Origin of the sequence: Anoxybacillus sp. EFIL, assembly GCF_013096955.1 — a bacterium.
Classification (GTDB): Bacteria; Bacillota; Bacilli; order Bacillales; family Anoxybacillaceae; genus Anoxybacillus; species Anoxybacillus ayderensis.
Window position 1 is genome coordinate 237,127 of the sequence record NZ_SDLH01000001.1, and the last position, 24,608, is coordinate 261,734.

At 43.5% G+C, this 24,608-nt stretch carries 28 protein-coding genes; 7 read left to right on the forward strand and 21 right to left on the reverse strand.

All coding sequences use genetic code 11. From position 1 onward, the window contains the following. The first annotated feature begins 114 nt into the window (after positions 1-114). Complete coding sequence (locus ES017_RS01210; protein WP_042533750.1) at positions 115-1,581, forward strand: aminotransferase class I/II-fold pyridoxal phosphate-dependent enzyme; 1,467 nt, start codon at positions 115-117, stop codon at positions 1,579-1,581. A gap of 115 nt (positions 1,582-1,696) precedes the next feature. On the opposite strand, the gene ES017_RS01215 is transcribed toward ES017_RS01210, so the two are convergent. Together ES017_RS01215 and ES017_RS01220 are read right to left on the reverse strand one after the other, a co-directional pair. Continuing rightward, a complete protein-coding gene (locus ES017_RS01215) occupies positions 1,697-1,810 on the reverse strand; it encodes a GapA-binding peptide SR1P (RefSeq protein WP_019417972.1) in 114 nt (37 codons plus the stop codon). Between the two features lie 132 nt (positions 1,811-1,942). Then, on the reverse strand, positions 1,943-2,242 hold the full coding sequence (locus ES017_RS01220) for a DUF3055 domain-containing protein (RefSeq protein ID WP_021094455.1): 300 nt from the start codon (positions 2,240-2,242) through the stop codon (positions 1,943-1,945). Between the two features lie 127 nt (positions 2,243-2,369). Here ES017_RS01220 and ES017_RS01225 point away from each other — a divergent pair, with 127 nt between their 5' ends. Beyond that, on the forward strand, positions 2,370-2,750 hold the full coding sequence (locus tag ES017_RS01225) for a DUF1885 family protein (RefSeq protein ID WP_021094456.1): 381 nt from the start codon (positions 2,370-2,372) through the stop codon (positions 2,748-2,750). Here the strand turns inward: ES017_RS01225 and ES017_RS01230 are convergent. The 5 genes from ES017_RS01230 to pdhA form a co-directional block, all read right to left on the reverse strand. Next, positions 2,738-2,974 carry a hypothetical protein gene (locus tag ES017_RS01230; RefSeq protein ID WP_042533747.1) on the reverse strand — a complete coding sequence of 79 codons (237 nt, stop codon included), beginning with the start codon at positions 2,972-2,974 and terminating at the stop codon, positions 2,738-2,740. The two genes, ES017_RS01225 and ES017_RS01230, sit on opposite strands and share 13 nt — an antisense overlap. A gap of 76 nt (positions 2,975-3,050) precedes the next feature. Then, a complete protein-coding gene (lpdA, locus tag ES017_RS01235; protein WP_042533745.1) occupies positions 3,051-4,463 on the reverse strand; it encodes a dihydrolipoyl dehydrogenase in 1,413 nt (470 codons plus the stop codon). Between the two features lie 4 nt (positions 4,464-4,467). Continuing rightward, positions 4,468-5,754 carry a dihydrolipoamide acetyltransferase family protein gene (locus ES017_RS01240; RefSeq protein WP_042533743.1) on the reverse strand — a complete coding sequence of 429 codons (1,287 nt, stop codon included), beginning with the start codon at positions 5,752-5,754 and terminating at the stop codon, positions 4,468-4,470. A gap of 48 nt (positions 5,755-5,802) precedes the next feature. Next, the gene (locus tag ES017_RS01245) at positions 5,803-6,780 is read right to left on the reverse strand and encodes an alpha-ketoacid dehydrogenase subunit beta (RefSeq protein ID WP_042533741.1); all 978 of its coding nucleotides are present in this window, start codon (positions 6,778-6,780) and stop codon (positions 5,803-5,805) included. Positions 6,781-6,783: 3 nt separating this feature from the next. Beyond that, entirely contained in the window at positions 6,784-7,890 is a 1,107-nt protein-coding gene (gene pdhA, locus ES017_RS01250; protein WP_021094459.1) for a pyruvate dehydrogenase (acetyl-transferring) E1 component subunit alpha, read from the reverse strand. A 381-nt stretch (positions 7,891-8,271) separates the two neighbouring features. Between pdhA and def the strand changes: the two genes are divergently transcribed. After that, entirely contained in the window at positions 8,272-8,826 is a 555-nt protein-coding gene (gene def, locus ES017_RS01255) for a peptide deformylase (RefSeq protein ID WP_171334622.1), read from the forward strand. A 36-nt stretch (positions 8,827-8,862) separates the two neighbouring features. On the opposite strand, the gene ES017_RS01260 is transcribed toward def, so the two are convergent. Continuing rightward, positions 8,863-9,639, reverse strand: a complete 777-nt coding sequence (locus ES017_RS01260; RefSeq protein ID WP_021094461.1) for a Cof-type HAD-IIB family hydrolase — start codon at positions 9,637-9,639, stop codon at positions 8,863-8,865. A gap of 406 nt (positions 9,640-10,045) precedes the next feature. On the opposite strand from ES017_RS01260, the gene ES017_RS01265 reads away from it, so the two are divergent. From ES017_RS01265 to ES017_RS01275, 3 genes are all read left to right on the forward strand, one after another. Further along, complete coding sequence (locus tag ES017_RS01265; RefSeq protein ID WP_021094462.1) at positions 10,046-10,261, forward strand: DNA-dependent RNA polymerase subunit epsilon; 216 nt, start codon at positions 10,046-10,048, stop codon at positions 10,259-10,261. Next, the gene (gene rnjA / locus ES017_RS01270) at positions 10,258-11,925 is read left to right on the forward strand and encodes a ribonuclease J1 (RefSeq protein WP_021094463.1); all 1,668 of its coding nucleotides are present in this window, start codon (positions 10,258-10,260) and stop codon (positions 11,923-11,925) included. The genes ES017_RS01265 and rnjA overlap by 4 nt, the downstream gene beginning before the upstream one ends. A 412-nt stretch (positions 11,926-12,337) precedes the next feature. Beyond that, the gene (locus tag ES017_RS01275; protein WP_042533734.1) at positions 12,338-12,844 is read left to right on the forward strand and encodes a hypothetical protein; all 507 of its coding nucleotides are present in this window, start codon (positions 12,338-12,340) and stop codon (positions 12,842-12,844) included. Positions 12,845-12,914: 70 nt separating this feature from the next. On the opposite strand, the gene ES017_RS01280 is transcribed toward ES017_RS01275, so the two are convergent. From ES017_RS01280 to fadH, 9 genes are all read right to left on the reverse strand, one after another. Next, entirely contained in the window at positions 12,915-13,580 is a 666-nt protein-coding gene (locus ES017_RS01280; RefSeq protein ID WP_021094464.1) for a potassium channel family protein, read from the reverse strand. Next, on the reverse strand, positions 13,577-14,038 hold the full coding sequence (locus tag ES017_RS01285) for a TlpA disulfide reductase family protein (protein ID WP_042533732.1): 462 nt from the start codon (positions 14,036-14,038) through the stop codon (positions 13,577-13,579). Before ES017_RS01285 ends, ES017_RS01280 begins: the two co-directional genes overlap by 4 nt. Then, on the reverse strand, positions 14,038-15,171 hold the full coding sequence (locus ES017_RS01290) for an N-acetyldiaminopimelate deacetylase (RefSeq protein WP_075039476.1): 1,134 nt from the start codon (positions 15,169-15,171) through the stop codon (positions 14,038-14,040). The genes ES017_RS01285 and ES017_RS01290 overlap by 1 nt, the downstream gene beginning before the upstream one ends. A gap of 42 nt (positions 15,172-15,213) precedes the next feature. Next, a complete protein-coding gene (gene dapD, locus ES017_RS01295) occupies positions 15,214-15,921 on the reverse strand; it encodes a 2,3,4,5-tetrahydropyridine-2,6-dicarboxylate N-acetyltransferase (protein WP_009362595.1) in 708 nt (235 codons plus the stop codon). Between the two features lie 62 nt (positions 15,922-15,983). After that, positions 15,984-16,442 (reverse strand): cyclic-di-AMP-binding protein CbpB, encoded by a 459-nt coding sequence (cbpB, locus tag ES017_RS01300; protein ID WP_052135687.1) that lies wholly within the window; start codon positions 16,440-16,442, stop codon positions 15,984-15,986. A gap of 68 nt (positions 16,443-16,510) precedes the next feature. Continuing rightward, positions 16,511-16,750 (reverse strand): YkuJ family protein, encoded by a 240-nt coding sequence (locus tag ES017_RS01305; protein ID WP_021094469.1) that lies wholly within the window; start codon positions 16,748-16,750, stop codon positions 16,511-16,513. Positions 16,751-16,851: 101 nt separating this feature from the next. Then, the gene (locus ES017_RS01310; RefSeq protein WP_052025515.1) at positions 16,852-17,085 is read right to left on the reverse strand and encodes a hypothetical protein; all 234 of its coding nucleotides are present in this window, start codon (positions 17,083-17,085) and stop codon (positions 16,852-16,854) included. Between the two features lie 95 nt (positions 17,086-17,180). Continuing rightward, complete coding sequence (locus tag ES017_RS01315; RefSeq protein WP_021094471.1) at positions 17,181-18,395, reverse strand: EAL domain-containing protein; 1,215 nt, start codon at positions 18,393-18,395, stop codon at positions 17,181-17,183. 100 nt (positions 18,396-18,495) lie between these two features. Beyond that, a complete protein-coding gene (fadH, locus tag ES017_RS01320) occupies positions 18,496-19,251 on the reverse strand; it encodes a 2,4-dienoyl-CoA reductase (RefSeq protein WP_021094472.1) in 756 nt (251 codons plus the stop codon). Between the two features lie 147 nt (positions 19,252-19,398). Here fadH and ES017_RS01325 point away from each other — a divergent pair, with 147 nt between their 5' ends. Further along, complete coding sequence (locus ES017_RS01325) at positions 19,399-20,247, forward strand: metallophosphoesterase (protein WP_021094473.1); 849 nt, start codon at positions 19,399-19,401, stop codon at positions 20,245-20,247. Here the strand turns inward: ES017_RS01325 and crcB are convergent. The 4 genes from crcB to ES017_RS01345 are packed head-to-tail and all read right to left on the reverse strand — an operon-like array spanning position 20,242 to position 24,568. Then, positions 20,242-20,574, reverse strand: a complete 333-nt coding sequence (crcB, locus tag ES017_RS01330) for a fluoride efflux transporter CrcB (protein WP_021094474.1) — start codon at positions 20,572-20,574, stop codon at positions 20,242-20,244. The genes ES017_RS01325 and crcB overlap by 6 nt on opposite strands. Then, complete coding sequence (locus ES017_RS01335) at positions 20,571-20,957, reverse strand: fluoride efflux transporter FluC (RefSeq protein ID WP_021094475.1); 387 nt, start codon at positions 20,955-20,957, stop codon at positions 20,571-20,573. Before ES017_RS01335 ends, crcB begins: the two co-directional genes overlap by 4 nt. Before the next feature lie 12 nt (positions 20,958-20,969). Continuing rightward, a complete protein-coding gene (locus ES017_RS01340) occupies positions 20,970-23,054 on the reverse strand; it encodes an RNA degradosome polyphosphate kinase (RefSeq protein ID WP_021094476.1) in 2,085 nt (694 codons plus the stop codon). Positions 23,055-23,056: 2 nt separating this feature from the next. Further along, positions 23,057-24,568: a Ppx/GppA family phosphatase gene (locus tag ES017_RS01345; protein ID WP_075039478.1), complete on the reverse strand. Its 1,512-nt coding sequence runs from the start codon at positions 24,566-24,568 to the stop codon at positions 23,057-23,059. Between the last annotated feature and the right edge of the window lie 40 nt (positions 24,569-24,608).

A 24,608-nucleotide genomic window follows, 5' to 3' on the forward strand; every position in this document is an offset into this window, starting at 1 on the left:
AGTATGCAATCGTTTTGATTTTTAAGCAAAAAAATCATCTTTCCAAACGTATAAAGAAGTGCTATAATTCACTTTGTTTTATGTAAATCCAAGTTAAAGAGGTGTACAGCGAAATTGTCACAGTATGAAACACCGTTATTTACCGGACTGTTAGAGCATATAAAGAAAAATCCGATTCAATTTCATATTCCTGGTCATAAAAAAGGAGCAGGAATGGACGAGCAGTTTCGCTCCTTTATTGGAGAAAATGCGTTAGCGATGGATTTAATTAATATCGGTCCGCTTGATGATTTACATCAGCCAAAAGGAATGATTAAACGCGCCCAACAGTTAGCAGCGGAAGCGTTCGGGGCGGACTATACGTTTTTCTCCGTGCAAGGAACGAGCGGCGCCATTATGACGATGGTCATGTCTGTCGCAGGCCCTGGCGATAAAATTATCGTCCCACGAAACGTGCATAAATCGGTCATGGCGGCGATTGTCTTTTCGGGAGCGACACCGATTTTCGTTCATCCTGAAATTGATAAAGAGCTTGGTATTTCACACGGCATTACACCAGAAGCAGTAGAAGCGGCGTTAAAGCAACATCCAGACGCTAAAGGGGTGCTCGTCATTAACCCGACGTATTTCGGCATTGCGGGCGATTTAAAACGCATCGTTGACATTGCGCACGCATACAACGTCCCTGTCCTTGTCGATGAGGCGCATGGCGTACACATTCACTTTCATGAAGATTTGCCGCTTTCAGCGATGCAAGCAGGGGCGGATATGTCGGCGACGAGCGTGCATAAACTTGGCGGTTCGATGACGCAAAGTTCGATTTTAAACGTGAAAGAAGGGCTTGTGTCGCCAAAACGAGTGCAGGCCATTTTAAGCATGTTAACGACGACATCGACGTCTTACTTGTTGCTTGCTTCGCTTGATGTGGCGCGCAAACGGCTTGCGACAGAAGGACATGAGCTAGCAGAACAAGCGATTCGCCTCGCGAATGAAACGCGCAAGCAAATTAACGACATCGACTATTTATATTGTGTCGGAAAAGAAATTATCGGCACAAAAGCGACGTTTGACTACGACCCAACGAAGCTTATCATTTCAGTTAAAGAGCTCGGATTGACGGGCTATGAAGTGGAAAAATGGCTTCGTGAACATTACAACATTGAAGTGGAGTTGTCCGACTTATACAACATTTTATGTATTATTACACCGGGCGATACAGAACGGGAGACGGGCGTATTAGTCGAAGCGCTTCGTCGTTTATCAAACGAATTTCGCCATCAAGCCGAAGTCGGAAAAAAACCGAAAGTGCTTTTACCAGACATTCCTGTCCTTGCGCTTACGCCGCGCGATGCGTTTTATTCGGAAACGGAAGTCGTGCCGTTTGACGAATCTTCAGGGCGCATTATCGCTGAGTTTGTCATGGTATATCCACCTGGCATTCCCATTTTCATTCCGGGTGAAATTATTACGGAAGAAAATTTAAACTACATTCGCAAAAATATAGAAGTCGGCTTGCCTGTTCAAGGTCCGGAAGACGACACGTTACAAACGTTACGCGTTATTAAAGAGCATCAGAAATAAGAAAAGCGGGGCTCGCATCGAGTTCCGCTTTTTTCGTCAACAAAAAGAGACCGGCTATGCCGATCCCTTCTCTATATTATCTCCTCATCCCCCAAAGTTTGTTCCGTTCTATATGTTATTCCTCGTCTTCACAATCGCAACCGCTACATTGACCGTACAATACCGTTACTTTTTCGTCCTCAAAATGATCGATTGTCGCATTGCATGTTTGGCATACAATTGTACCCATCCCCGATAACCCCTTTTCCTTTGGAATGTTTGAAAACGTTTTACTGATTTCATAATAATATGTCACATTTGTTTTGTCAATAGGAATTAATATGACATATTTAAACAAAAAAAGAGACGTATTTCACGCCTCTTACTCATATTGTTCAGCATAAGGTGTCGATGGTAAAATGTCTGAGAAAAATTCCGCTAAATCTTCAGCTTGTTCTTTCGTGTCAATGCGGAACGTTCGTTGTAAATAGTCGTGGTCTTCGATGTCTTTCGGGTCGAGGAGAGCAGAGCGGCCTGTTTGCATACAGATGACAAGTGGTTTACCAAAAAACATATTTGTATACACGATGCCAAAGTCGTATCGGACGTCTTTTGTCGTAAAGCCGACAAACCTCACTTTTACTTTTTCATGCTCATCATACAATTTTTCGAATACGTGCATATCGTTCCCTCCTTCTTGTGTATTAAACTTTATTATATCGTACTATTCATATTTTCGCAATTATTTGTTTTTTCATATATATCCATGATAAAATGAAAGTGATTTCAAAACGTTTGAGGTGAAAAAAATGGCTCATACAGCTACCATTGAACTTGTCCCTGCATCAACATGGGAGACGGTAACGTTAGAACAATGCAAACAACTGCTTGAACAATATCGAAACATCGCGCAAAAAACAGGTGAACAGCTCGCATGGGACTATGCCCAATCCGCTTTTCCATATGATATCGTCACAAAAGAAGACCGCATTTTGTTAGTCGGAAAAGATGATCGCTATCATATGATTGAATGTTGCGTGCACGACCGTGCTGTGCAGTTCGTCTTGCCAAAACAAGCGACGCACGGCGATAAAGGAAAAGCGAACGAACTATGCAAATTTTTCGCCAAACAAATGGCAGGAAAACTGCATTTATTTAACGGGCGCATCATGTATTATTATAAAAGATAAACCCAAAAAAGCTCGCGGCAAACGAAATAGACGGCAATCGTCAATAAGGTTGTCCAACATGCGCGCTTTTTCGTTAAATGCAACCGAAGCGCAAGCAAAAAAGCAATATATATGAATATGCCAAATAATAACGCCTTGAAAATAAAATGATCGTGCGCCGATCTCCATTCGATAAATGAAAACAAACTCCATATGATCATTTGAAGTAAAAAGACGATATACATGTTCACACACCCCTTATGAACATCATATGATCGTCTTGAAAAAATCATGAAAAAGAGGACGGCGAAGCCATCCTCTTTATTTGTTAATAATATGAATTGGGCTGCCGAGCGCCACTTCTGCTGCTTCCATTGTAATTTCTCCAAGCGTTGGATGCGCGTGAATCGTCATCGCAATGTCTTCTGCTGTCATGCCTGCTTCAATTGCTAAACCGAGCTCGGCGATCATATCTGATGCGTTCGGGCCGACAATTTGCGCCCCGATAATGACGCCATCGTCTTTCGTTAAGACGAGCTTTAAGAAGCCGTCTGTTTCGTTTAACGCAAGGGCACGGCCGTTTGCGCCGAACGGGAATTTCGCTGTAATGACGTCAATTCCTTCTTCGATCGCTTGTTTTTCAAAGTAACCGACAGATGCGCATTCAGGGTCAGAGAAGACGACAGCTGGAATGGCTAAGTAGTCAATTTCAGATGGATGACCAGCGATCGCTTCAGCTGCAATTTTTCCTTCGTATGATGCTTTATGCGCAAGCGGTGGGCCTGCAACGACGTCACCGATCGCATAAATGTTCGGTACGCTTGTGCGGCATTGTTTGTCAATTTCAATTAAGCCGCGCTCTGTCATTTTCACGCCGATTTGTTCAAGTCCCATCTCTTCTGTATTCGGACGGCGACCGACTGTGACAAGCACGTATTCTGCGTCAATCGTTTTCGTTTCGCCGTTTACTTCAAATGTTACCGTTACGCCGTCTTCACGCTCTTCGACACCTTTCGCAAGCGCGTTTGTAAAGACGTCTACTCCTTTTTTCTTTAAGCGGCGACGAACGACTGCGCTCATTTGCTTTTCAAAGCCAGATAAAATTTCATCCGCACCTTCTAAAATCGTAATTTTCGTTCCAAAGTTTGCGTATGCTGTTCCTAATTCTGTACCGATGTAACCGCCGCCGATGACGACCATCGATTTTGGAATGTCAGATAAGTTTAATGCACCTGTTGAATCAAGCACGCGCTTCGAAAATTTAAACGTCGGCAACTCGATTGGGCGAGAACCTGTTGCGATAATGGCGTTTTTAAATTTGTACGTTTGCGCGCTATTTTCTGTCATGACGCGAACGGTATTTTCATCCACGAAATACGCTTCTCCGCGCACGATTTCAACTTTATTTCCTTTCAATAACCCTTCGACACCGCCCGTTAATTTTTTCACGACACCAGCTTTCCACTCTTGCACTTTCGCAAAGTCAACTTTTACGTTTTCTGCGAAAATACCCATATCTTGTGAATGTGTCGCAATTTCGTAACGGTGACCAGCAGAGATGAGCGCTTTGGATGGAATACATCCGACGTTTAAGCACACTCCACCGAGGTTTCCTTTTTCAACGATCGTTACTTTTTGACCGAGTTGCGCTGCACGAATGGCTGCAACGTAACCGCCAGGACCTGCACCGACGACGAGAGTTTCTGTTTCAATTGCGAAATCGCCTACTACCATCGCATTACGCCTCCATTAATAATAATTCAGGATCGTTTAATAAACGTTTCATGTGATTTAACGCGTTTTGCGCTGTTGCACCGTCGATCATACGGTGGTCAAAGCTTAACGACAACGCTAATACTGGAGCGATGACAATTTCACCATCGCGCACGATCGGTTTTTCTGAAATGCGGCCGATGCCTAAAATCGCTACTTCTGGATGGTTAATGACCGGTGTGAACCATTGACCGCCTGCGGAACCGATGTTTGTAATTGTGCATGTGGCACCTTTCATTTCGTTTGGCATTAATTTACCTTCACGCGCTTTTGTTGCGAGTTCGTTAATTTCTTTTGCGATCGCAAAAATTGATTTGCGGTCCGCATGTTTAACAACAGGAACGAGCAAGCCTTTATCTGTGTCCGCCGCAATTCCGATGTTGTAGTAATGTTTATGAACGATTTCTTCTGTCGCATCGTCAATGGATGTGTTAAGCGCTGGATATTCGCGAAGCGCAGACGTTAACGCTTTAACGACATATGGTAAGAACGTTAACTTAATGCCTTTTTGCGCTGCCACATCTTTAAATTTCTTACGATGCGCAACAAGTTTTGTCACATCGACTTCGTCCATTAATGTGACGTGCGGCGCTGTATGTTTCGAGTTCACCATCGCTTTTGCAATCGCGCGACGAATGCCGCTCATTTTTTCGCGTGTTTCTGGGAACTCGCCTTCTAATACAACTGGTTGAGCTGTTGGTGCTGCTTTTTGTTGTTGTTGTGCTGGCTCAACTTTTTCTTCTACCGCTTGCGCTTTCGCTTCTGTTTGTGGCGCTGTGCCGCCTGCTAAGTACGCATCAATATCTTGTTTTAACACGCGACCGTTTTTTCCTGTTCCTTGAACGAGGCGAATGTCGACACCTTTTTCACGCGCATATTTGCGCACAGATGGCATGGCGATGACGCGTTTTTTCGGCTGTGCTGGCGCGGCTTGCTCTTGTTTTACTTCTTCTTTCTTTTCTTCTACTTTTGGCTCATCGCCATGATCGCCTTTGAACTTTAAGTTTTCGTATCCTGGCGCATCAAATTTAATTAACGTTTGACCAACGGTTGCGACTGTTCCTTCGCTCACTAAAACTTCTAATACTTTTCCTTTTACTGGAGATGGAATTTCGACAACTGCTTTATCGTTTTGTACTTCGCAAAGTACGTCGTCTTCGTTTACTTCATCGCCCGGTTTTACAAACCATTTGACAATTTCACCTTCGTGAATTCCTTCACCGATGTCCGGTAATTTAAATTCAAATGCCATGTATCTCAACCTCCTATTTCTTAAATGTGGAGGGGACATTCCCCTCCATTAAAACGTCATGACTTTTTTCACTGTTTCGATCACATCTTTAAAGTTCGGTAACCATACTGGCTCTGCTTGTGAGAACGGATATACTGTATCAGGTGCCGCTACGCGCAATACTGGCGCTTCAAGGCTAAGAATCGCACGTTCGTTAATTTCTGCAACAACGTTTGCCGCAATACCTGCTTGTTTTTGCGCTTCTTGTACAACGACTGCGCGGCCTGTTTTTTCAACCGATGCGATAATTGTTTCAATATCTAACGGTTGAACCGTGCGCAAGTCTACGACTTCAACAGAGATGCCTTCTTTTTCAAGCTCCGATGCTGCTTTTAACGATTCATGTACCATCGCACCGTATGTGATGACCGATACGTCTGTTCCTTCACGTTTAATGTCCGCCTTGCCGATCGGAATTGTATATTCGCCTTCTGGCACTTCTTGACGGAACGAGCGGTACAATTTCATATGCTCTAAGAAAATGACAGGGTCGTTGTCGCGAATCGCTGAAATTAATAATCCTTTCGCATCGTATGGCGTTGATGGGATGACGACTTTTAATCCCGGTTGTTGAGCGACAAGCCCTTCTAAGCTATCTGCGTGCAATTCTGGCGTATGTACGCCACCGCCAAATGGCGAACGAACAGTAATTGGCGCATGGAAACGACCGCCAGTACGATAGCGCATGCGCGCCATTTGACCAGAAATTGAGTCCATCACTTCATATACGAATCCGAAAAACTGAATTTCAGGCACAGGGCGGAATCCTTGTAATGCTAAACCGATCGCTAAACCGCCAATTCCTGATTCTGCAAGCGGTGTGTCGAATACGCGATCTTCGCCAAACTCTGCTTGCAATCCTTCTGTCGCGCGGAATACCCCGCCGTTTACACCGACGTCTTCACCGAACACGAGAACGTTCGGGTCTTTGCGCATTTCTACGCGCAACGCATCCGTGATTGCTTGAATCATTGTCATTTGCGCCATTGGTTACTTCGACTCCTTTTCTTTATAAATTTCGTATTGCTCTTTTAAGAACGCTGGCATTTCTTCGTACATGATCGACATTAAGTCTGTCACTTTTTGTTTTGGTGTTTCGTCCGCTTTCTTAATCGCTTCTTTAATGTCTTCTTTCGCTTGTTCAATGACGCGATTTTCTTCTTCTTCGCTCCATAATCCTTTATTTTCTAAAAACTTGCGGAAGCGAACGAGCGGATCTTTTTTCTCCCATTCGTTTTCAAGCTCTTTTGAACGATAGCGCGTTGGGTCGTCTCCCGCCATCGTATGTGGACCGTAACGGAAGCAAAGCGTTTCAATTAACGTTGGACCTTCGCCGTTAATCGCGCGCTCGCGAGCGTCACGCACCGCCACATATACCGCAAGCGGATCCATTCCGTCTACTTGAATACCTGGAATACCTGCAGCGACCGCTTTTTGAGCGATTGTTTTTGCGGCAGATTGTTTTTCGACTGGCGTTGAAATCGCAAAACGGTTGTTTTGAACGATAAAGATCGCTGGCGCGTTAAATGCACCGGCAAAGTTCAATCCTTCGTAGAAGTCCCCTTGCGATGCACCGCCGTCACCTGTATATGTAACTGCGACCGCTTTTTTGCCACGTTTTTTCATACCGAGCGCAACGCCGGCTGTTTGGATAATTTGGGCACCGATAATGATTTGTGGCGGCAACACGTTGACACCTTCAGGAATTTGGTTGCCGTGGAAATGACCGCGTGAAAATAAAAATGCTTGGTAAAGCGGTAAACCGTGCCAAATCATTTGTGGAACGTCACGATAGCCCGGTAAAATGAAATCTTCTTTTTCTAACGCAAAATGGCTCGCTAATTGGCTCGCTTCTTGTCCTGCTGTTGGGGCATAGAAGCCGAGACGTCCTTGACGGTTTAATGAAATGCAACGTTGGTCAAGCACGCGCGTGTATACCATGCGGCGCATTAATTCTTTCAATTGCTCATCTGTTAAATTTGGCATCGCCGCTTCGTTTACGACTTCGCCTTTTTCATTTAAAATTTGAAATGTCGGGAACTGCTCAGCGACTTTTTCAAGCTGCTTTTTCACATCAAATAGGGGTTTTTTACCCATTTTGTTCACCTCATCCTTTCTTTTCAAAACGTAAAATGATGCACCTTTTAATTTGCCCAAAAACGGTTTCTTTTTACCACACGTTGTGTATTGAAAGCTGTATTAATGAAAAAAGAAAGTGTGATTAATACAACTGTTTTTTTACATCTTTCAGTTTACACCGTTCGACAACGCTCGTCAATCAGTTTGCTTGCCACGTTCTATATAAAAATGAAAATTAGAAAATTTTAACTGTGTTATGAATCTGTTATACTATTTTCTGTCGATCTGTATTATTTCTGTTTTACAACGTGGATATGTATGTTTCTCACGCAATTGCACTTTTTTATTCCATCCTTCATAATAAAAATGGTTTACAATGCGAGTAGGGAGTGAAACAACGTGATTACGATGAAAGATATTATTAAAGACGGTCATCCGACGTTACGAAAAGTAGCTGAAGAAGTGCCGCTTCCCCCATCCGAAGAAGATCGCCGCATTTTAGCGAGCTTGTTGGAATATGTAAAAATGAGCCAAGATCCAGAGCTAGCGAAAACGTATGGACTTCGTCCGGGCATCGGCTTAGCTGCGCCGCAAATTAACGTTTCAAAGCGCATGATTGCGGTGCATGTGACGGACGAAAAAGGAACGTTACATAGCTATGCGTTATTTAATCCGAAAATTGTAAGCCATTCCGTTGAAATGTGTTATTTAACGAGCGGAGAAGGATGTTTATCCGTCGACGAGCCGATCCCCGGCTACGTTCCGCGCTATATGCGCATTACCGTCACCGGGACGACGCTTGAAGGCGAAACGTTGAAGCTACGTTTAAAAGGATTGCCTGCCATCGTGTTTCAACATGAAATTGACCATTTAAACGGCATTATGTTTTATGATCATATAAATAAACAACATCCGTACGACGTGCCAGCTGGCGCCATTCCGATTGAACGTTAAGAAAAGCGCAAAAAAGGTGTCCATCGCGGACACCTTTTATTTCAACAGCCCAAGCTGACGTAAACCGAATAAAATGCCATCTTCATCGACCGGTTTTGTAACGAAATCGGCTACTTTTTTCGCTTCTTCATGTCCGTTCCCCATCGCTACCCCTGTGCCGACAAAGCTCAACATTTCCGTATCGTTTAACCCGTCGCCGAACGCATATACGTTTTCGCGCGCAATGCCGAGCTGCGCGATCATTTTTTTAATTCCTTCTGCTTTAGAGCCGCCATACGGTAAAATATCTGTAGATACCGCATGCCAGCGCACAAAATGAAACGTCGGAAACGCTGTGACGTACGGCTGTTCTTCTTCCGGCTTACAAAACAAAAGCGCTTGATAAATGTCGTTTCGTTCGTAATACGTTTCATCGTGTGGTGGATGGGCAAATTTTAAACTTCCCATGCTTTCGTGAATGTACGGATGATCAGCTACACTCGCACGCATCGTGTCAGCGTCCATGAAAATAAGCGGATGTTCATTGTCGTGCGCCATTTGTTTTAATGCGTGAAGCCTTTCGCGATCAAGCGGTTGATTGTAAATCACTTCTTTTTCAAAAACGACATATTGTCCGTTAAAGCTAACAAACGATTCGATGCCAAGCTTTTCCCGAAGCGATTCAAACATAAACGGCGCTCTCCCCGTCGCAATCGCCACATATACCCCTTGCTTTTTTAATTCATGTATCGCTTCATATGTCGATGCCGGCAACTGTTTCTCATGATCTAACAACGTTCCATCAATATCGAAAAAAACGATCTTTCTCTCCATGTTTCTCGCTCCTCGTGTAAAAGTTCACAAACCTACCGTAACGGAATTGCGTCACCTTGTCAACGGAATCGGTTAAACAATGGCATATTTTCCTATGCAAAATTTGTCGATGATCTTCTTATAATAAATCATAGAGAAGACATTTACTTTCCTGCAAAATCGGATACAATAAAAGTGAGGAGTGATGCGTCATGTTGAAAAAGTTGAAACGCAAGCTGCTCAAACAATGGAAAGAACTTTTGCGCAGAAAATCGATTGCGTAGTTGTACGAGCCCTTCTATTGAAGGGCTTCTTTTCAATTTTGTTTCCCATTCCACACTTTTTATATATAATAAGAAAAGCGGAAAGCGTCCGGAGCTAAATATCGCTTTATTTTTAAACAAATGACAAAAAGGAGAGATGAACGTTGATTTTTAAAGTGTTTTACCAAGATACGATCGATGAAGTACCTGTAAGAGAAAAAACGAAGACGCTATACATTGAAGCGGATAGCGAGCGAGATGTGCGCCGAAAATTACAAGACCGTCATATCAATATTGAATACATTCAACCGCTTGAGGGAGCGCATTTAGCGTACGAACAACAAAACGCTCATTTTCACGTATTGGAGATTAAACAATGAACATGTTAAAAAATAAGCAAGTCGGTGTTTTCGCTCTCGGCGGTCTAGGCGAAATTGGGAAAAATACATATGGCGTGCAATATGAAGATGAAATCATCATCATTGATGCCGGCATTAAATTTCCGGAAGACGAATTGCTCGGCATTGATTACGTCATCCCTGATTACAGCTATTTAGTGAAAAATGCGGAAAACATTAAAGGGTTATTTATTACGCACGGACATGAAGACCATATTGGCGGCATTCCGTATTTGCTTCGCCAAGTGAACGTCCCAATTTACGGCGGCAAATTGGCGCTTGGGCTCATTCGCAATAAACTAGAAGAGCACGGATTGTTGCGTCAAACGAAGCTCATTGAAATAAAAGAAGACGACGTCTTTTCGTTCGGAAAAACAGCGGTTACATTTTTCCGTACAACGCACAGTATTCCAGATAGCTACGGCATCGTCGTCAAAACGCCGGTCGGACAAATCGTGCATACGGGCGATTTTAAATTCGACTTTACGCCTGTTGGCGAGCCAGCGAACTTAACGAAAATGGCTGAAATCGGAAAAGAAGGCGTCCTTTGTTTATTGTCTGATAGCACAAATAGCGAAATCCCGCATTTTACAATGTCGGAACGGCGCGTCGGCGAAAGCATTCACGACATTTTCCGAAAAGTGCAAGGACGCATTATTTTTGCGACGTTCGCTTCGAACATTCACCGCTTGCAACAAGTGACGGAAGCCGCTGTATTAAACAATCGAAAAATCGCCGTATTCGGACGAAGCATGGAAGCGGCTATTGAAATTGGCCAACAGCTCGGCTACATTAAATGTCCGAAAGATACGTTTGTCGATGCGGCGCAAATTAATCGCCTCCCTGCCCATCGCGTCACGATTCTTTGTACCGGAAGTCAAGGCGAGCCGATGGCAGCGTTGTCGCGCATCGCTAACGGGTCGCATCGTCAAATTCAAATTATGCCGGGCGATACAGTCGTCTTTTCGTCTTCGCCAATTCCGGGCAATACCGTAAGCGTCAATCGCATTATTAATATGCTTGCGCGCGCAGGAGCGGAAGTCATTCACGGACCGCTTAGCGACATTCATACGTCTGGTCACGGCGGACAAGAAGAACAAAAATTAATGATTCGCTTAATGAAACCGAAATATTTTATGCCGATTCATGGCGAATATCGCATGCAAAAAATGCATGTGAAACTTGCGGTCGATTGCGGTGTCCCAGAAGAAAACTGCTTTATTATGGACAATGGGGATGTGCTCGGCATTAGTGAAGAAGGGGCAAGCATCGTCGGCAAAATTCCGTCCGGTTCCGTATATATCGACGGAAGCGGCATTGGTGATATCGGCAACATCGTCTTGCGCGACCGTCGCATTTTGTCAGAAGAAGGATTAGTGATCGTCGTTGTAAGCATCAATATGAAAGAAATGAAAATCGCTTCCGGACCAGACATTATTTCGCGCGGATTCGTTTATATGCGCGAATCCGGCAACTTAATTAGCGATGCGCAACAACTGATCGCCAAACATTTACAACAGCTGCTTGAACAAGGAACAAATCAATGGTCGGACATTAAAACAGAAATTACCGATACGCTCGCACCGTTTTTATACGAAAAAACGAAACGCAAGCCAATGATTTTACCAATTATTATGGAAGTATAGGAAAGAAGGTGCCCGGTTGGACACCTTCTTTCATTTTCTCCTTTACTTTCAAATATTTTATTGGGATGAGTGAAATGTTTGTAGGAGAAAAAAGACAAGTTCTTCGTTTAGTATAATAAGGAATTTAACAAGTATGTTCATTGACAGAATAAATTCCGTTGAATATAATGAAAATATAAATGTAGGGTGTTTTAGTTACCTACGATTGTCTTTTCGCCACCATTAGAAATTGCGGTGGCAAAAGATCGGACAAATGATTTGAAAACTTGTCGCTCATCCGCAGGCGACTAATAAGTGGCGGACTCGAAAACTTGTCGCTCATCCGCAGGCGACTAATAAGTGGCGGACTCGAAAACTTGTCAGAAAAAGAAGCGGGGTATCCGCTTCTTTTTTTGGATTGGGGTATTATGATATGTCTGAACATTTTAAAATTTATTTCATCAAGGAAGAATTTTTTTCAATCACCGATTGGACACAATACAAAGTACCTATAAAAGAGAGAAGACCTGCGTTAATTTTAGTCATTGAAAAAGAAGAATTCCCTGATGGGCTTTTTTGTATTCCAATCACAAAAGATGATGATAAAAACGGAAAGATTAAAGCATTATCGATGAAAAGACCAGATTTTATACACCCCATTAAAATAAATCGTTATGATAGTTATTTATTGATACAAAATATGTATGTGATTCATAAACAATTCATTGGCCAACCATATACTTTAAATGATGTTCCTTTTGAAATTAAAAACACAAAGCTTCGGGGAGAAATAATGAAAAAAGTAAAAAAAGTGGATGCACTTTTGAAACAAGGAATCATTCATTACGTACCAAGAGAAAAAGTGTTTGAAATCCAATTGAAATATCTAGAAGAAAAAAGAATTCTTGAAAGGACAAATATCATAAATAACCATACCTAATGAAAAAGACGGAAATATATTCTGTCTTTCAGATTGTTGAAAAGAAGGTGCCCGTTTGGACACCTTCTTTTTATTCTCCAACGACTTCGCTTTCGAACCGGTCAATGTCTTGATCGGCACCGATGACGATTAAAATATCACCTGCGTAAATGACTTCTGAGGCAAGCGGTGAAACGATAATGTCGTTGTTTCGTTTGATTGCAACGATGTTAATTCCGTATTTGGCACGAATGTCTAACTCAAGAAGCGAATGACCATGGAGCCGTTCGTTTGCGACAATTTCGACGATGCTATGGCGATCGGACAGTTCTAAATAGTCAAGCACGTTGTTTGAAATCATATTGTTCGCAATTCTTTCGCCCATATCTCGCTCAGGATGGACGATATGGTCGGCACCAATTTTTTTCAACACTTTTTCATGATAATCGTTCGTCGCTTTTACCGTAATTTTTTCGACGCCGAGCTCTTTTAAAATAAGCGTTGTTAAAATGCTCGCTTGAATGTTGTCACCGATGGCAACGATAACGTGGTCAAAGTTGCGAATGCCTAAACTTTTCAAAACGTTTTCGTCCGTTGAATCGGCAACGACGGCTTGTGAGGCAATCGATGCATATTCGTTCACTTTCTCTTCGTCTACATCAATCGCAAGCACTTCCATTCCTTGCTCGCTTAACGTGCGACATACGCTACCTCCAAAACGCCCGAGACCGATGACAGCAAATTCTTTTTTCTTCACGACATATCCCCTCTTGTTCGATATTCATCAATGACGCGGATGATTCGTTTTTCTAACATATTCATTCCACCGCTTCCTGCTTGGTAATGGCGAAATATACCGTTGGCATCAAATACGTAATACGTCGGTACGCACCGGTTATCAAACGCCTCTTTTAACCGGTGATCGTTGTCAATGAGAAGCGGATGTGTAATCCCATATTGTTCCGCAAGCTGTTTGACGACTTCAACGTTTTCATCACCGTCGCGTCGCGGCATATGAATCGAAATGACGTGTAACTCCTCTTTATAACGATCGCGAAAGACGTTCACTTGTTTCATTCCGTCTTTACAAAGATGGCAGCTCACCGCCCAAAAATGAATGAGCGTCGGTTTGCCGATGAGCTGTTCGCGAGTGACATTTTCGTTTAGTACGACTGTTGCTCCGTCTAATGATGGCATAGGTTCTCGTAATTTCATCATTCTTCTTCCTCTACTTTATGATTTCCTTTCCAAGCGATATAGCGAGTCAAAAGTTCAATAGCGACACCGATCGCTTCTTCGTTCGGATTTAATTTGGCATGATGCAAACCGAACGGAGATTGCACGCCGAGCCAAAACATAAAGCCGGGAATGCGCGCGAGCATGTAGCCGAAATCTTCGCCCGTCATCGCTTCTTGACAACGAACGAGATGAACATCTGTTTTTTGTTCCACAAATTGCATAAATTCATTCGTTAACGCTTCATCGTTATACACTTGGTAATACATCGAACCGTAATCAATATGCGCTTCGCAGTCGTAAGCGACTTCGATGCCGCGCACGATCGCTTCAATACGCCCTTTTACTTTTTCCATCGCTTCCGGAGATAACGTGCGAATCGTCCCTTCTAGCCTTGCCCGCTCGGCGACAACGTTTTGTACGGTGCCGCTCGTCAGTTTGCCAATCGTAATGACCGCGCTATCTAGCGGATTGACGTTGCGCGAAACGATCGTTTGCAGCTGCATAATGAGGGCGCTGGCGGCAACGACCATATCTTTCGTTTCATGCGGAAACGCCGCATGTCCTCCTTTGCCGATTAAATCAATAAAAAGCTCGGACGTATTCGCAAACAACAACCCTTCTTTTGTCGCAATCGTTCCGACCGGATATTCAGGAGCAATATGCAAAGCGATCACCATATCGGGCATCCATTGTTTCATTTCATCGCTTTCAAGCATCGGAAGCGCCCCGCCCGGTCCTTCTTCCGCAGGTTGAAAAATAAAAAGCATATCGTCGTCAATCGGATGATGGACGACATGAGTAAGCACACCAAGCGCAATCGCCATATGCATATCGTGCCCACATGCATGCATGCGTCCTTCATGCGTCGAGCGAAACGGCACGTCTGTTTGTTCGTCAATCGGCAATCCGTCCATATCCGCCCGATAGCCGATCGTTTTCGTCGGTGCCATGCCGAGAACACGCACGAAAATGCCTGTGCGCCACGTTTTCATTTGCAACCGTTCTTGTGGGAGACGAGCTAAATAATCTAATATGTATCGTTGTGTTTTCCACTCTTGAAAGCCGAGCTCAGGAATTTGATGCAAATCGCGGCGGATGTTTATAAACATTTCGATCCTCCTTTTGAAAAAAGCGTGGATCCATTCCACGCTTTATAGTTGGCGAAGTTCTTGTTTAATTTCTACTTTTGCTTTTGTTTTTTCGTCAATTTGTTTAATGACGCGCGCTGGAACACCTGCAACAACAGTATATGGAGGCACATCTTCTGTCACGATCGCACCTGCGGCAACGACCGCACCTTTTCCGACCGTTACTCCTTCTAAAATGACCGCGTTTGCTCCGATCATCACATCATCTTCTACAATGACCGGTTTAGCTGACGGTGGCTCAATGACACCAGCAAGTACTGCTCCCGCACCCACGTGGCAGTTTTTCCCGACTGTCGCACGTCCGCCAAGCACAGCGTTCATGTCGATCATCGTTCCTTCACCAACAACGGCGCCGATATTAATGACCGCCCCCATCATAATGACGGCATTGTCGCCAATTTGCACTTGATCGCGAATAATCGCTCCCGGCTCGATGCGCGCTTTTATATGTTTTAAATCAAGAAGTGGAATCGCAGAATTGCGACGGTCGTTTTCCACGACGTAGTCTTCGATTTTATGTTTGTTCGCTTCAAGCGCTGCTTCAATGTCTGCCCATTCGCCAAATACGACGCCTGTCTGACCTGTAATAAATGTTTTCGCGCTCGGGCCAAAATCGATGTCAGCGACGTCCCCTTTTATGTATACTTTCACAGGTGTTTTCTTTTTGCTGTTTTGAATAAAGGAAATAATTTCATTTGCATCCATCATCATCGCAACTTCCTCCTTATCGTTTTATTTTTTTACTTTAACAAATGAAATAAACGGTGACAAGCCTATCGTCGCTTTTCGTACATCGAGCGATTAAACCGCTTTAATATTTCACGCCGCGTCACAATACCTACAAAATAACCGTCATCATTTTCTACGCATAAAAATGGGTAATCAATAAGCAACTTCAACGCCTTTAAAAATGAATCGTTTATATGTAGGCGCGGCATGTTGCGCTGCATCACTTGTTCGACTTTCATCGTGTCAAGCCGCTCGAACTCGATGCGCTCAATACCTAAAATGGCATCCATAATCATCGTCATACTAATGAGCCCTTGCAGTTTATACGTCATATCTAATACCGGGATAGCTGAGTATCCTGTGCGCGTTAAGACGAGTAACGCGTGTTGTAAATGATTCCCCACTTGCACGTGCGCCACTTTATCGGACGGAATCATCAGTTCAGTCAGCGATGGTTGTTGCATCGTCATTCCGCCTTTCACAATATAATCCCCATTTGTCATTGTATCATGTTCGTTTCGATATGGAAAAGCGAGAAGTATAATAAAAAAGCCTTCACCGATGTGAAGACTTAATTCAACAAATCGAAGATTTCAATGGCGATCATATCAATGTTGTCGAATTGATACGATTTCGGCTTCTCGCCTTTTTCGTACACTTCTAATACGAACGTGTTCGTTTTTTCATAATATGTCACGCTACATTTTTTTTCACCATTGATTTCAAAGTTGCGTTGTGGCGCTTCGTTCGTTCCTGTTTTTTGTTCTTGTAAGCTAATTAACCGTTGGATAATGCCTAATAATTGCGACATGACATTCATTCCTTTCCGATACGTATTTCAGCGACTATTCACTACTGTACCAAGATTCACGAAAAAAGTAAACAAAAACGAAAGCCCACAAAAGCGGGCTTTTACGTTTGAATGGCGACGTATGCGATATACCCGAGCAAAAGAGCGACAAACACGATGTATGCAATAAAAATCGGATTGCGGACATACGGATGGGCAGCCACTTTTTCGCTGACGGGCGCATCGTATTCACCTTGCACTTTTTGTCGCTTTCCTACTTGATACGTATAAACAAGTCCCCCCACTAATACCCCGCTAGCAACAAGTAAAAGCATCCAAGAAAATGTATCCATCATCGCCCACCTCTCTAGGAAACGGTGCGCAAACATCGCCTTGTCGTGACACAACGTTTGCGCCTTATGCTTACTTTTCCACCGCGAACGATATTTTATTACAAATGGGCGTTATGCTCAAATAAATATTCATACGTTAAATCGATAAACAAATAATGATGTTCATCAATCGGATACGAGTATGTGCGAATCGTTTCACCTGTTTCAATATCGCTGTACAAATCAGATAAAATGCCTCGTTTGCGGGAGCGCATGCGAATAATATTTTCTAAAAAATACGGACGCCAGCTCCAATTTTTCATTTCGTATTGCGGCTGTAGCTCCCACGTTTCACCTCGTTTAAATATGTTCGCGGACTGTTGAAATCCGTCTTCATCGCATACGTAAATGCGAAAACTACAATCGCTTAAATGTTTGGCTAGGGCGGAAATGAGTTCGTTAAACGATGAAGCTTTTTTATGTTTCGCTACAAGCTCGGATACGCGCGCTTGAAATTGTTCGGAAATATCGTATAACGTTTGCAGTTTCTTTTTTTCATGTTGAATGAACGTATGAAATTGATTGCGCAACGTTTCTTTTAATAAATGTGGCGGAAGAAATGACGGTGACGGTTCGTGCAAATAATAGCCTTGATAATATCGGCCGCCGTTTCGCCACGCATATTGAAGTTGAAAGGCGTTTTCTATCCCTTCATATAGAAGGGTCGCCCCAATTTTCCGCGCTAAAAGCGAAATGGAATAAAGCACATCATCGTACGATACCGCTGTCGCTGACGTGCGCAACGCACGCAAATCAATTTTTAATAAATCGGGTGCTAACAACCGAATGCGATCTAAGTTGCTGCTTTCTTTCCCAATATTATCAACCGCAATTTGAATGCCGTATGTACGCAAATACGTCAATACGTGCCCGAGCTGTTGAATGTCGCCTTTAAAATGATGCTCGGTTATTTCAAGGACGACTTGGTTTAACTTCAGTCCTTTTTCTTTATATTGAAGAAGAAGTTGCAAAAACGATTCTCCCCGATCGATCATTAACACGTTCGCATCACGATTAATGAAAATGAGCGATGCGGGCTGCTCGTGAACAAACTGTTCGAGCGCTTTTGTCGTTACCGCCAAGTCGACTTCCATGCGAAACTCCTCTGGAATCGTTTCGTCGTGAAAAAATGGGCCGAGGCTCATTACTTCATCTCCTTGTTGAAAGCGCCCAAGCACTTCATATCCGACGATGCATTGCTCGTCGGCGCTAAAAATCGGTTGGTAATACGGAACGACTTGATCGATGTGTGTTAAAATGTCTAGCGCATCCAAAACGACGCTTCCTCCCCCGTTTTTTTCACTCATTATATCATAAGAAAAATAAAAGTGCTTGTCGGGAAACAGAAGAAAAGCGACGCCAGCAAACGTCGCTTTAAAACGGATGTTGATTGAGCCATTGCCCTCCGTCGACCGTAATGCACTCGCCATTAATGTATGCGGCCGCATCAGAAAGTAAAAACGAGGCGACTGCTGCAATTTCTTCTGGCGTACCGAAACGACCGAGCGGCACGCTATCTTTCACACGCTTTTCCATCTCCTCTGATAAAATAAGCTTTTCTGCTCCACCTGTTCGCTCAATCGGACCGGGAGCGATGGCGTTGACGCGAAAGCCGTATTTTTTTCCCCACTCGACCGCTAACGTGCGCGTCATCGTTAGCACGCCTGCTTTGGCGCATGCCGAATGAATGACGCCTGCCCCCGCTCCCCAAGCATATGTAGCAACGATGTTAATGATTGATCCTTTTTGTTCTTTTTCAATCCAATAGTTTCCGACTTCTCGACTGCAATAAAACGTTCCATTTAAAACGATGTCGATGACGCTATTCCAACCGTTAATCGATAGCTTTTCTGCTGGACAAATAAAGTTGCCTGCGGCGTTATTAATTAACGCATCAATTTTTCCGAACCGTTCATCTGTTTCTTTCACCATCGCAGCGACTAATTCTGGTTGACGGACGTCCATGACGATCGGAAGCACGCTTCCCCCGATCTCATTCGCCGCTTCTTCAAGCGCTTCCTTTCTTCTTCCGGTAATGACGACATGCGCTCCTTCATCCGCAAAACGCTTCGCCATATATTTTCCCATGCCGCTTGAACCGCCTGTCACAATCACAACTTTCCCCTTCATCTTCTCATCCCCTTTTATGAATGGTTGTTCATTCATTTTTATTGTACTATATATTTAGAAAATTTTTAATATTTTTCTTGCTGTTTTTATCAACTTTTTTCTTTTATAATGAATGAAGAACATTTTCGCGTGGTAAGGTTTGAAAATATGAAACGACGAGATTTTTTACAAACGTTTTTTTCTTTATTCGTCAAAGGGGCGTTGCTTTCCACGGCGGGATATATGTATGCCAAATATATTGAGCCGAGGCAGTTGACGGTACGGCGTTACGAGATCGTGCATCCGCTTATTCCAAAAAGCTTTGATGGCTGTCGGCTTCTTCAATTTAGCGACGTCCATTTAGGGTATCATTATGCTGTTGACCATTTTCAACGCGTCGTGAAACGAATGAACGACCTCGATCCGCATCTCATTTGTTTTACAGGCGATTTGCTTGATGAACCGAACAAATATGAGCATGTCGATGCGATTACATCGTTATTGACAACGCTTCATGCTCCGCTTGGGAAGTATTGTATTTATGGAAACCACGATCACGGCGGATACGGAACAAATATATACAAAGACATGATGGAGAACGCTGGGTTTCGTTTACTCGTGAACGAATGGGTACGTGTTCGTCAAGGGAACGAACAAATTGTCATTGCGGGGTTGGACGATTTTATGCTCGGTCAGCCAAATTTCGCAAAGACGGTGCAACAGTTGCCAAAGGAAACGTATACGATTGCGCTTATTCATGAGCCTGATCTTGTCACACAAGCGAGCGTCTATCCGTTTCATCTTCAGCTGTCTGGTCATAGCCACGGGGGACAAATTCAACTGCCGTGGATTGGACCGCTCGTCACCCCTCCGCTAGCGAAACAATATGTCGAAGGGTTTTACGACGTCGAGCAACTCACCTTATACGTCAATCGCGGCCTTGGAACGACGCGCATGCCGTTTCGCTTTTTAACCCCACCAGAATTAACGTTGTTCACATTAAAAGCCGGGTCATAACATAAACCCGGCTTGAAACATACATATGCTTCCGATGAGTGAGGCAACGATGTAAAGAGATGCTTCTTTATATCGCTTTCCTAATAATAGTTGCAACGCTTCAACGCTAAATGTCGAAAACGTCGTAAACGCTCCGAAAAAGCCAACCGTGATCCCGACGGCTTGCACGTCGTGTGCAAGCACGATGCCAAGCCCGAACGAACCGAGCCAATTAATGAACAAAATGGAAAGCGGCACACGTGATTTTCTCGTCCAGCGCAACAACCATATGCCAAGCTGATAGCGGCACCACGCTCCAAACGCTCCGCCAAGAGCGACCGCAATCATGACGCCTCACCTACTTTTTTCATACCCATTCGCTCTCCCACATACACGCCTGCATAACAAAAAAGCAAGCCCCCAACGAAAGATGTGAGCACATATGCATTCGCAAGTCCAACATGTTCGTGCCATAGCATGATCGTCTCTTTACTAAACGTCGACATCGTCGTCAATCCGCCGCAAAATCCTGTTCCGATGCCGAGACGCAACCATTCGGCCATTTTTTTCTTTCCGACGTAAGACGTAAGTGCCCCAAGTAAAAACGAACCGATATAATTAACGAGCAACGTTCCCCACGGAAATGTGAGAAATGGGAATACAATCGCTACACCGTATCGACATAGCGCCCCTAGCGCTCCGCCAAGGGCCACCGCTCCGCTTTCTTTCACATCATCATCTCCTTATTCTTCATCGTCTGCGACATCGTATGCCATGTGAAATAAAACCATTTGGCTATCTATTTCTTCTTCTCCTTCTTCCCGTTTTACATAATGATATTCGCCTCGTTCGTTTTGCTCGCGCGCTTTTACATTATCAGAAAGCAAAATGTGCAACACGTCAATAAGCCGCTGTTTTAATTCGTTTTTAAAAATCGGAAATAAAATTTCGATGCGGCGGTCCATATTGCGCGTCATCCAATCGGCAGATGATAAAAAGACGCGCGCTTGTCCATGGTGATGAAAATAATATACGCGGCTATGCTCTAAAAAGCGACCGACGATGCTGCGGACGCGAATGTTTTCGCTTACCCCTTTCATTTGCGGGCGCAAACAACAAATGCCGCGCACAATTAAATCAATTTGCACCCCTGCTTGAGACGCTTCGTATAGCTTCATGATGAGCTGTTTGTCCGTTAATGAGTTCATTTTCGCGATGATGCGCCCATCGCCATATTGTTTATGATAGCGAATTTCTTCGTCGATGAGCTGTAAAAATTGTTGCCGTAAATCAAACGGGGCGACGACTAAATGGCGAAATTCCGGTTTTTCCATATAGCCGCTTAAATAATTAAAAAAGTTTGTCGCATCTTCGCCAAATTGTTCGTTCGACGTAATCAAACCAAAATCGGTGTACACTTTGGCGGTCGCGTCGTTATAATTGCCTGTTCCTAAATGAACGAACCGCTCAATTTTCCCATGTTTTTGCCGAACGATTAACGTAATTTTACTATGTGTTTTTAAATGCGTCATGCCATAAATGACGTGGCATCCTGCTTTTTCAAGCTCTTTCGCCCACTGCACGTTATTTTCTTCATCAAACCGCGCTTTCAATTCAACGAGAACGGTCACTTGTTTGCCGTTTTCCGCCGCTCGTTTTAACGCCTCAATGATCGGAGAATCTCCGCTGACGCGATACAGCGTTTGTTTGATCGCTAACACGTCCGGATCGTCTGCCGCATCGGAAATAAAATCAATGACTGGCTCAAACGACTCATATGGGTGATGAAACAATAAATCGCGCTCTTTCGCTTTTTCAAATATATCTTCATCGTCATCTACATCTTTTGGGGGTTGCGGAATGAGCGTTTGAAAAACGAGATGTTCTTTATATTTCGCCACTTCATAATAAAACGAAAAGAAAAACGTTAAATCGATCGGTCCGTCAATTTGATACACATCTTTTTCATGAATTTCTAACTCATCTAATAAATAATCGAGCACCCATTCGTCAAACCCTTTTTTGCTCATTTCAAGCCGGACAGCTGCGCCCCATTTTCTCTTTTTTAACTCTTTTTCAATTTCTTTTAATAAATCGCGCGCCCCTTCTTCGTGAATCGTTAAATCGGCGTTGCGCGTAATGCGAAATTGCGTCACAGACGAAACGGTGTATCCTTTAAATAACGTATGAATAAACGTCGTAATGACATCTTCTAACAGCGCATAAGCGTGCATGTCGTTGTTTGCTGGCAATGGAATGAAGCGATTTAACACCGCCGGCACTTGCACGATCGCTAATTTTTTCCGTTCATCTTCATCTTCCTCATCGTCAAGGACGATCGCTAAATTTAAACTTTTGTTCAACAACATCGGAAACGGACGATACGCATCGACAGCCATCGGCGTTAACACCGGAAAAATATTTTTCATAAAATACGACTGTAAATATGTCGTCTGTTCGTCGCTCCACTCGTTTGGAGCAAGCAAATATACCCCTTCTTTATTTAACATCGGCAACAGCGTTTCGTTGTACATGTCGTACTGCCATTTTACAAGCGTATGCGTTTTTTTCGCAATTTGTTTCAACTGTTCTTTCGGCGTTAATCCCGCTTTATTTTCCGGCTTATTAAATCCAGCTTTCACTTGATCTTTTAACCCTGCAACGCGCACCATAAAAAACTCATCTAAATTCGAGCTAAAAATCGCTAAAAATTTCAGCCGTTCTAATAACGGATTGCGTTCGTCCATCGCTTCTTGCAAGACGCGCTCGTTAAAGGCTAGCCAACTTAATTCGCGGTTATTGTAATAACGCGGATGGCTTAAATCCATATTCATCCCTCCAAATGAAACTGTAATTGAATCGGGCGTTTTAACATTTTTTCGACATGCTTTTTATGTTTTTCCGCTTGATATTCTTCCGCTTTAAACGATTGACTGCAAAAAAGATACATGACGACTGTGTCCCCTTGAAGCTCAAGCTGCACCCGCTCAACGATATTTCGCTTCGTATCGTTTAAGCTGTAAGCAAATTTTAATAGCGCACCGAGAAAACGAAGCTTTTTTTGTTCTGCGCGGGTAAACCACGAATGAAACGGCTGAATGTATTGTTTAAACAACGTCTTATTTTTAAACGAAGCGACAAGCGCAAGCTGCACACGATCGCGATGGCTTAATCCGTCAATCGTTCGATTCGCTAAAAGATAAAACGTATGTTGGCTGCTTGCTTCTTCATCGACATATTGCCCTAAATAAAACACGTGAGCGGCGCGCTTTAATAAGACGAGATCTTCCCCCGTTAGCGGAAAAAGCGAAAGCGTGCGCATTTGTTCAAACAGTTGAATGACAAGTTTTAATACGTGTTGTACATGGTTTGTATTTACTTCGTAATCTTGGGCTAGTTCAAAAAAACTTTCATCTAATACGCTGGGAAAGACGATCGGCCCAAACTGTTCGTAAAAAATGCCGTCGCGCAATCCTTTTCGGCTTAAAATAAACATCGTCGCATCAACTGTTTCGTATAACGTTTGAAACACTTCGACCGCTGGAATAATTAAATCCGCTCGATCTTTCGATAATGATTCGACTTTTTGCAGCTGTTCAAACGTCAACGAACGCAAATATTTTTTTACTTGTACAATGTCGTCCCGCTTCATTTCGTATTGATGAATGCCCGCAATCGGATAGTTTTGTAACATTTGATGCACTTGCACGACGTTTCGGGCGCTTCCTCCGATCGCAATGATCGGCAAACGGCGTTGTTTTAGCCACGGAAGCGATTGAAATTGTTTTTCGACGTATGCACGCAACGTTTGTAGTTCTTCATCTGTCGGCACGTTGCCTGCGACAAACTGACGTTTTAGCGATAATGCCCCAAACGGGAAGCTATGATAGTCGACAAGTTCGCGGTTATGAAAATACGTCACTTCCGTACTTCCACCGCCAATATCGACCGTAATCCCTTCATGAAATGACGTCGATTGAATGACGGCTAAAAAGCCGTAGTATGCTTCTTCATATTCGGATAAAATACGAATACGAAAATCGGTTTTTTCTGCAATAAAGCGAACGATGTCATCGCGATTGCGCGCTTGACGAATCGTTGCCGTCGCCACACATTTGACATCGTGCAGGTGATGAAAACGCGTCACATCTTGAAATGTGAGTAGTCCATCTAAAAGGACGTGCAATCCTTCCTCTGTAAAAAAGCCGTCTTCCGTTAAATAGTTGCGCAGGCGAGCTGCAATTTTTACATTTTCCCGCTCGCGCAACCGACCGCTTTTGCTTCGTTCGTAAATGACGAGGCGCATCGTATTCGAGCCGATATCAATAATGCCGTATTTCAACGTTTACCCTCCTCTATGTAAAAAACGAATTAAAAATTTT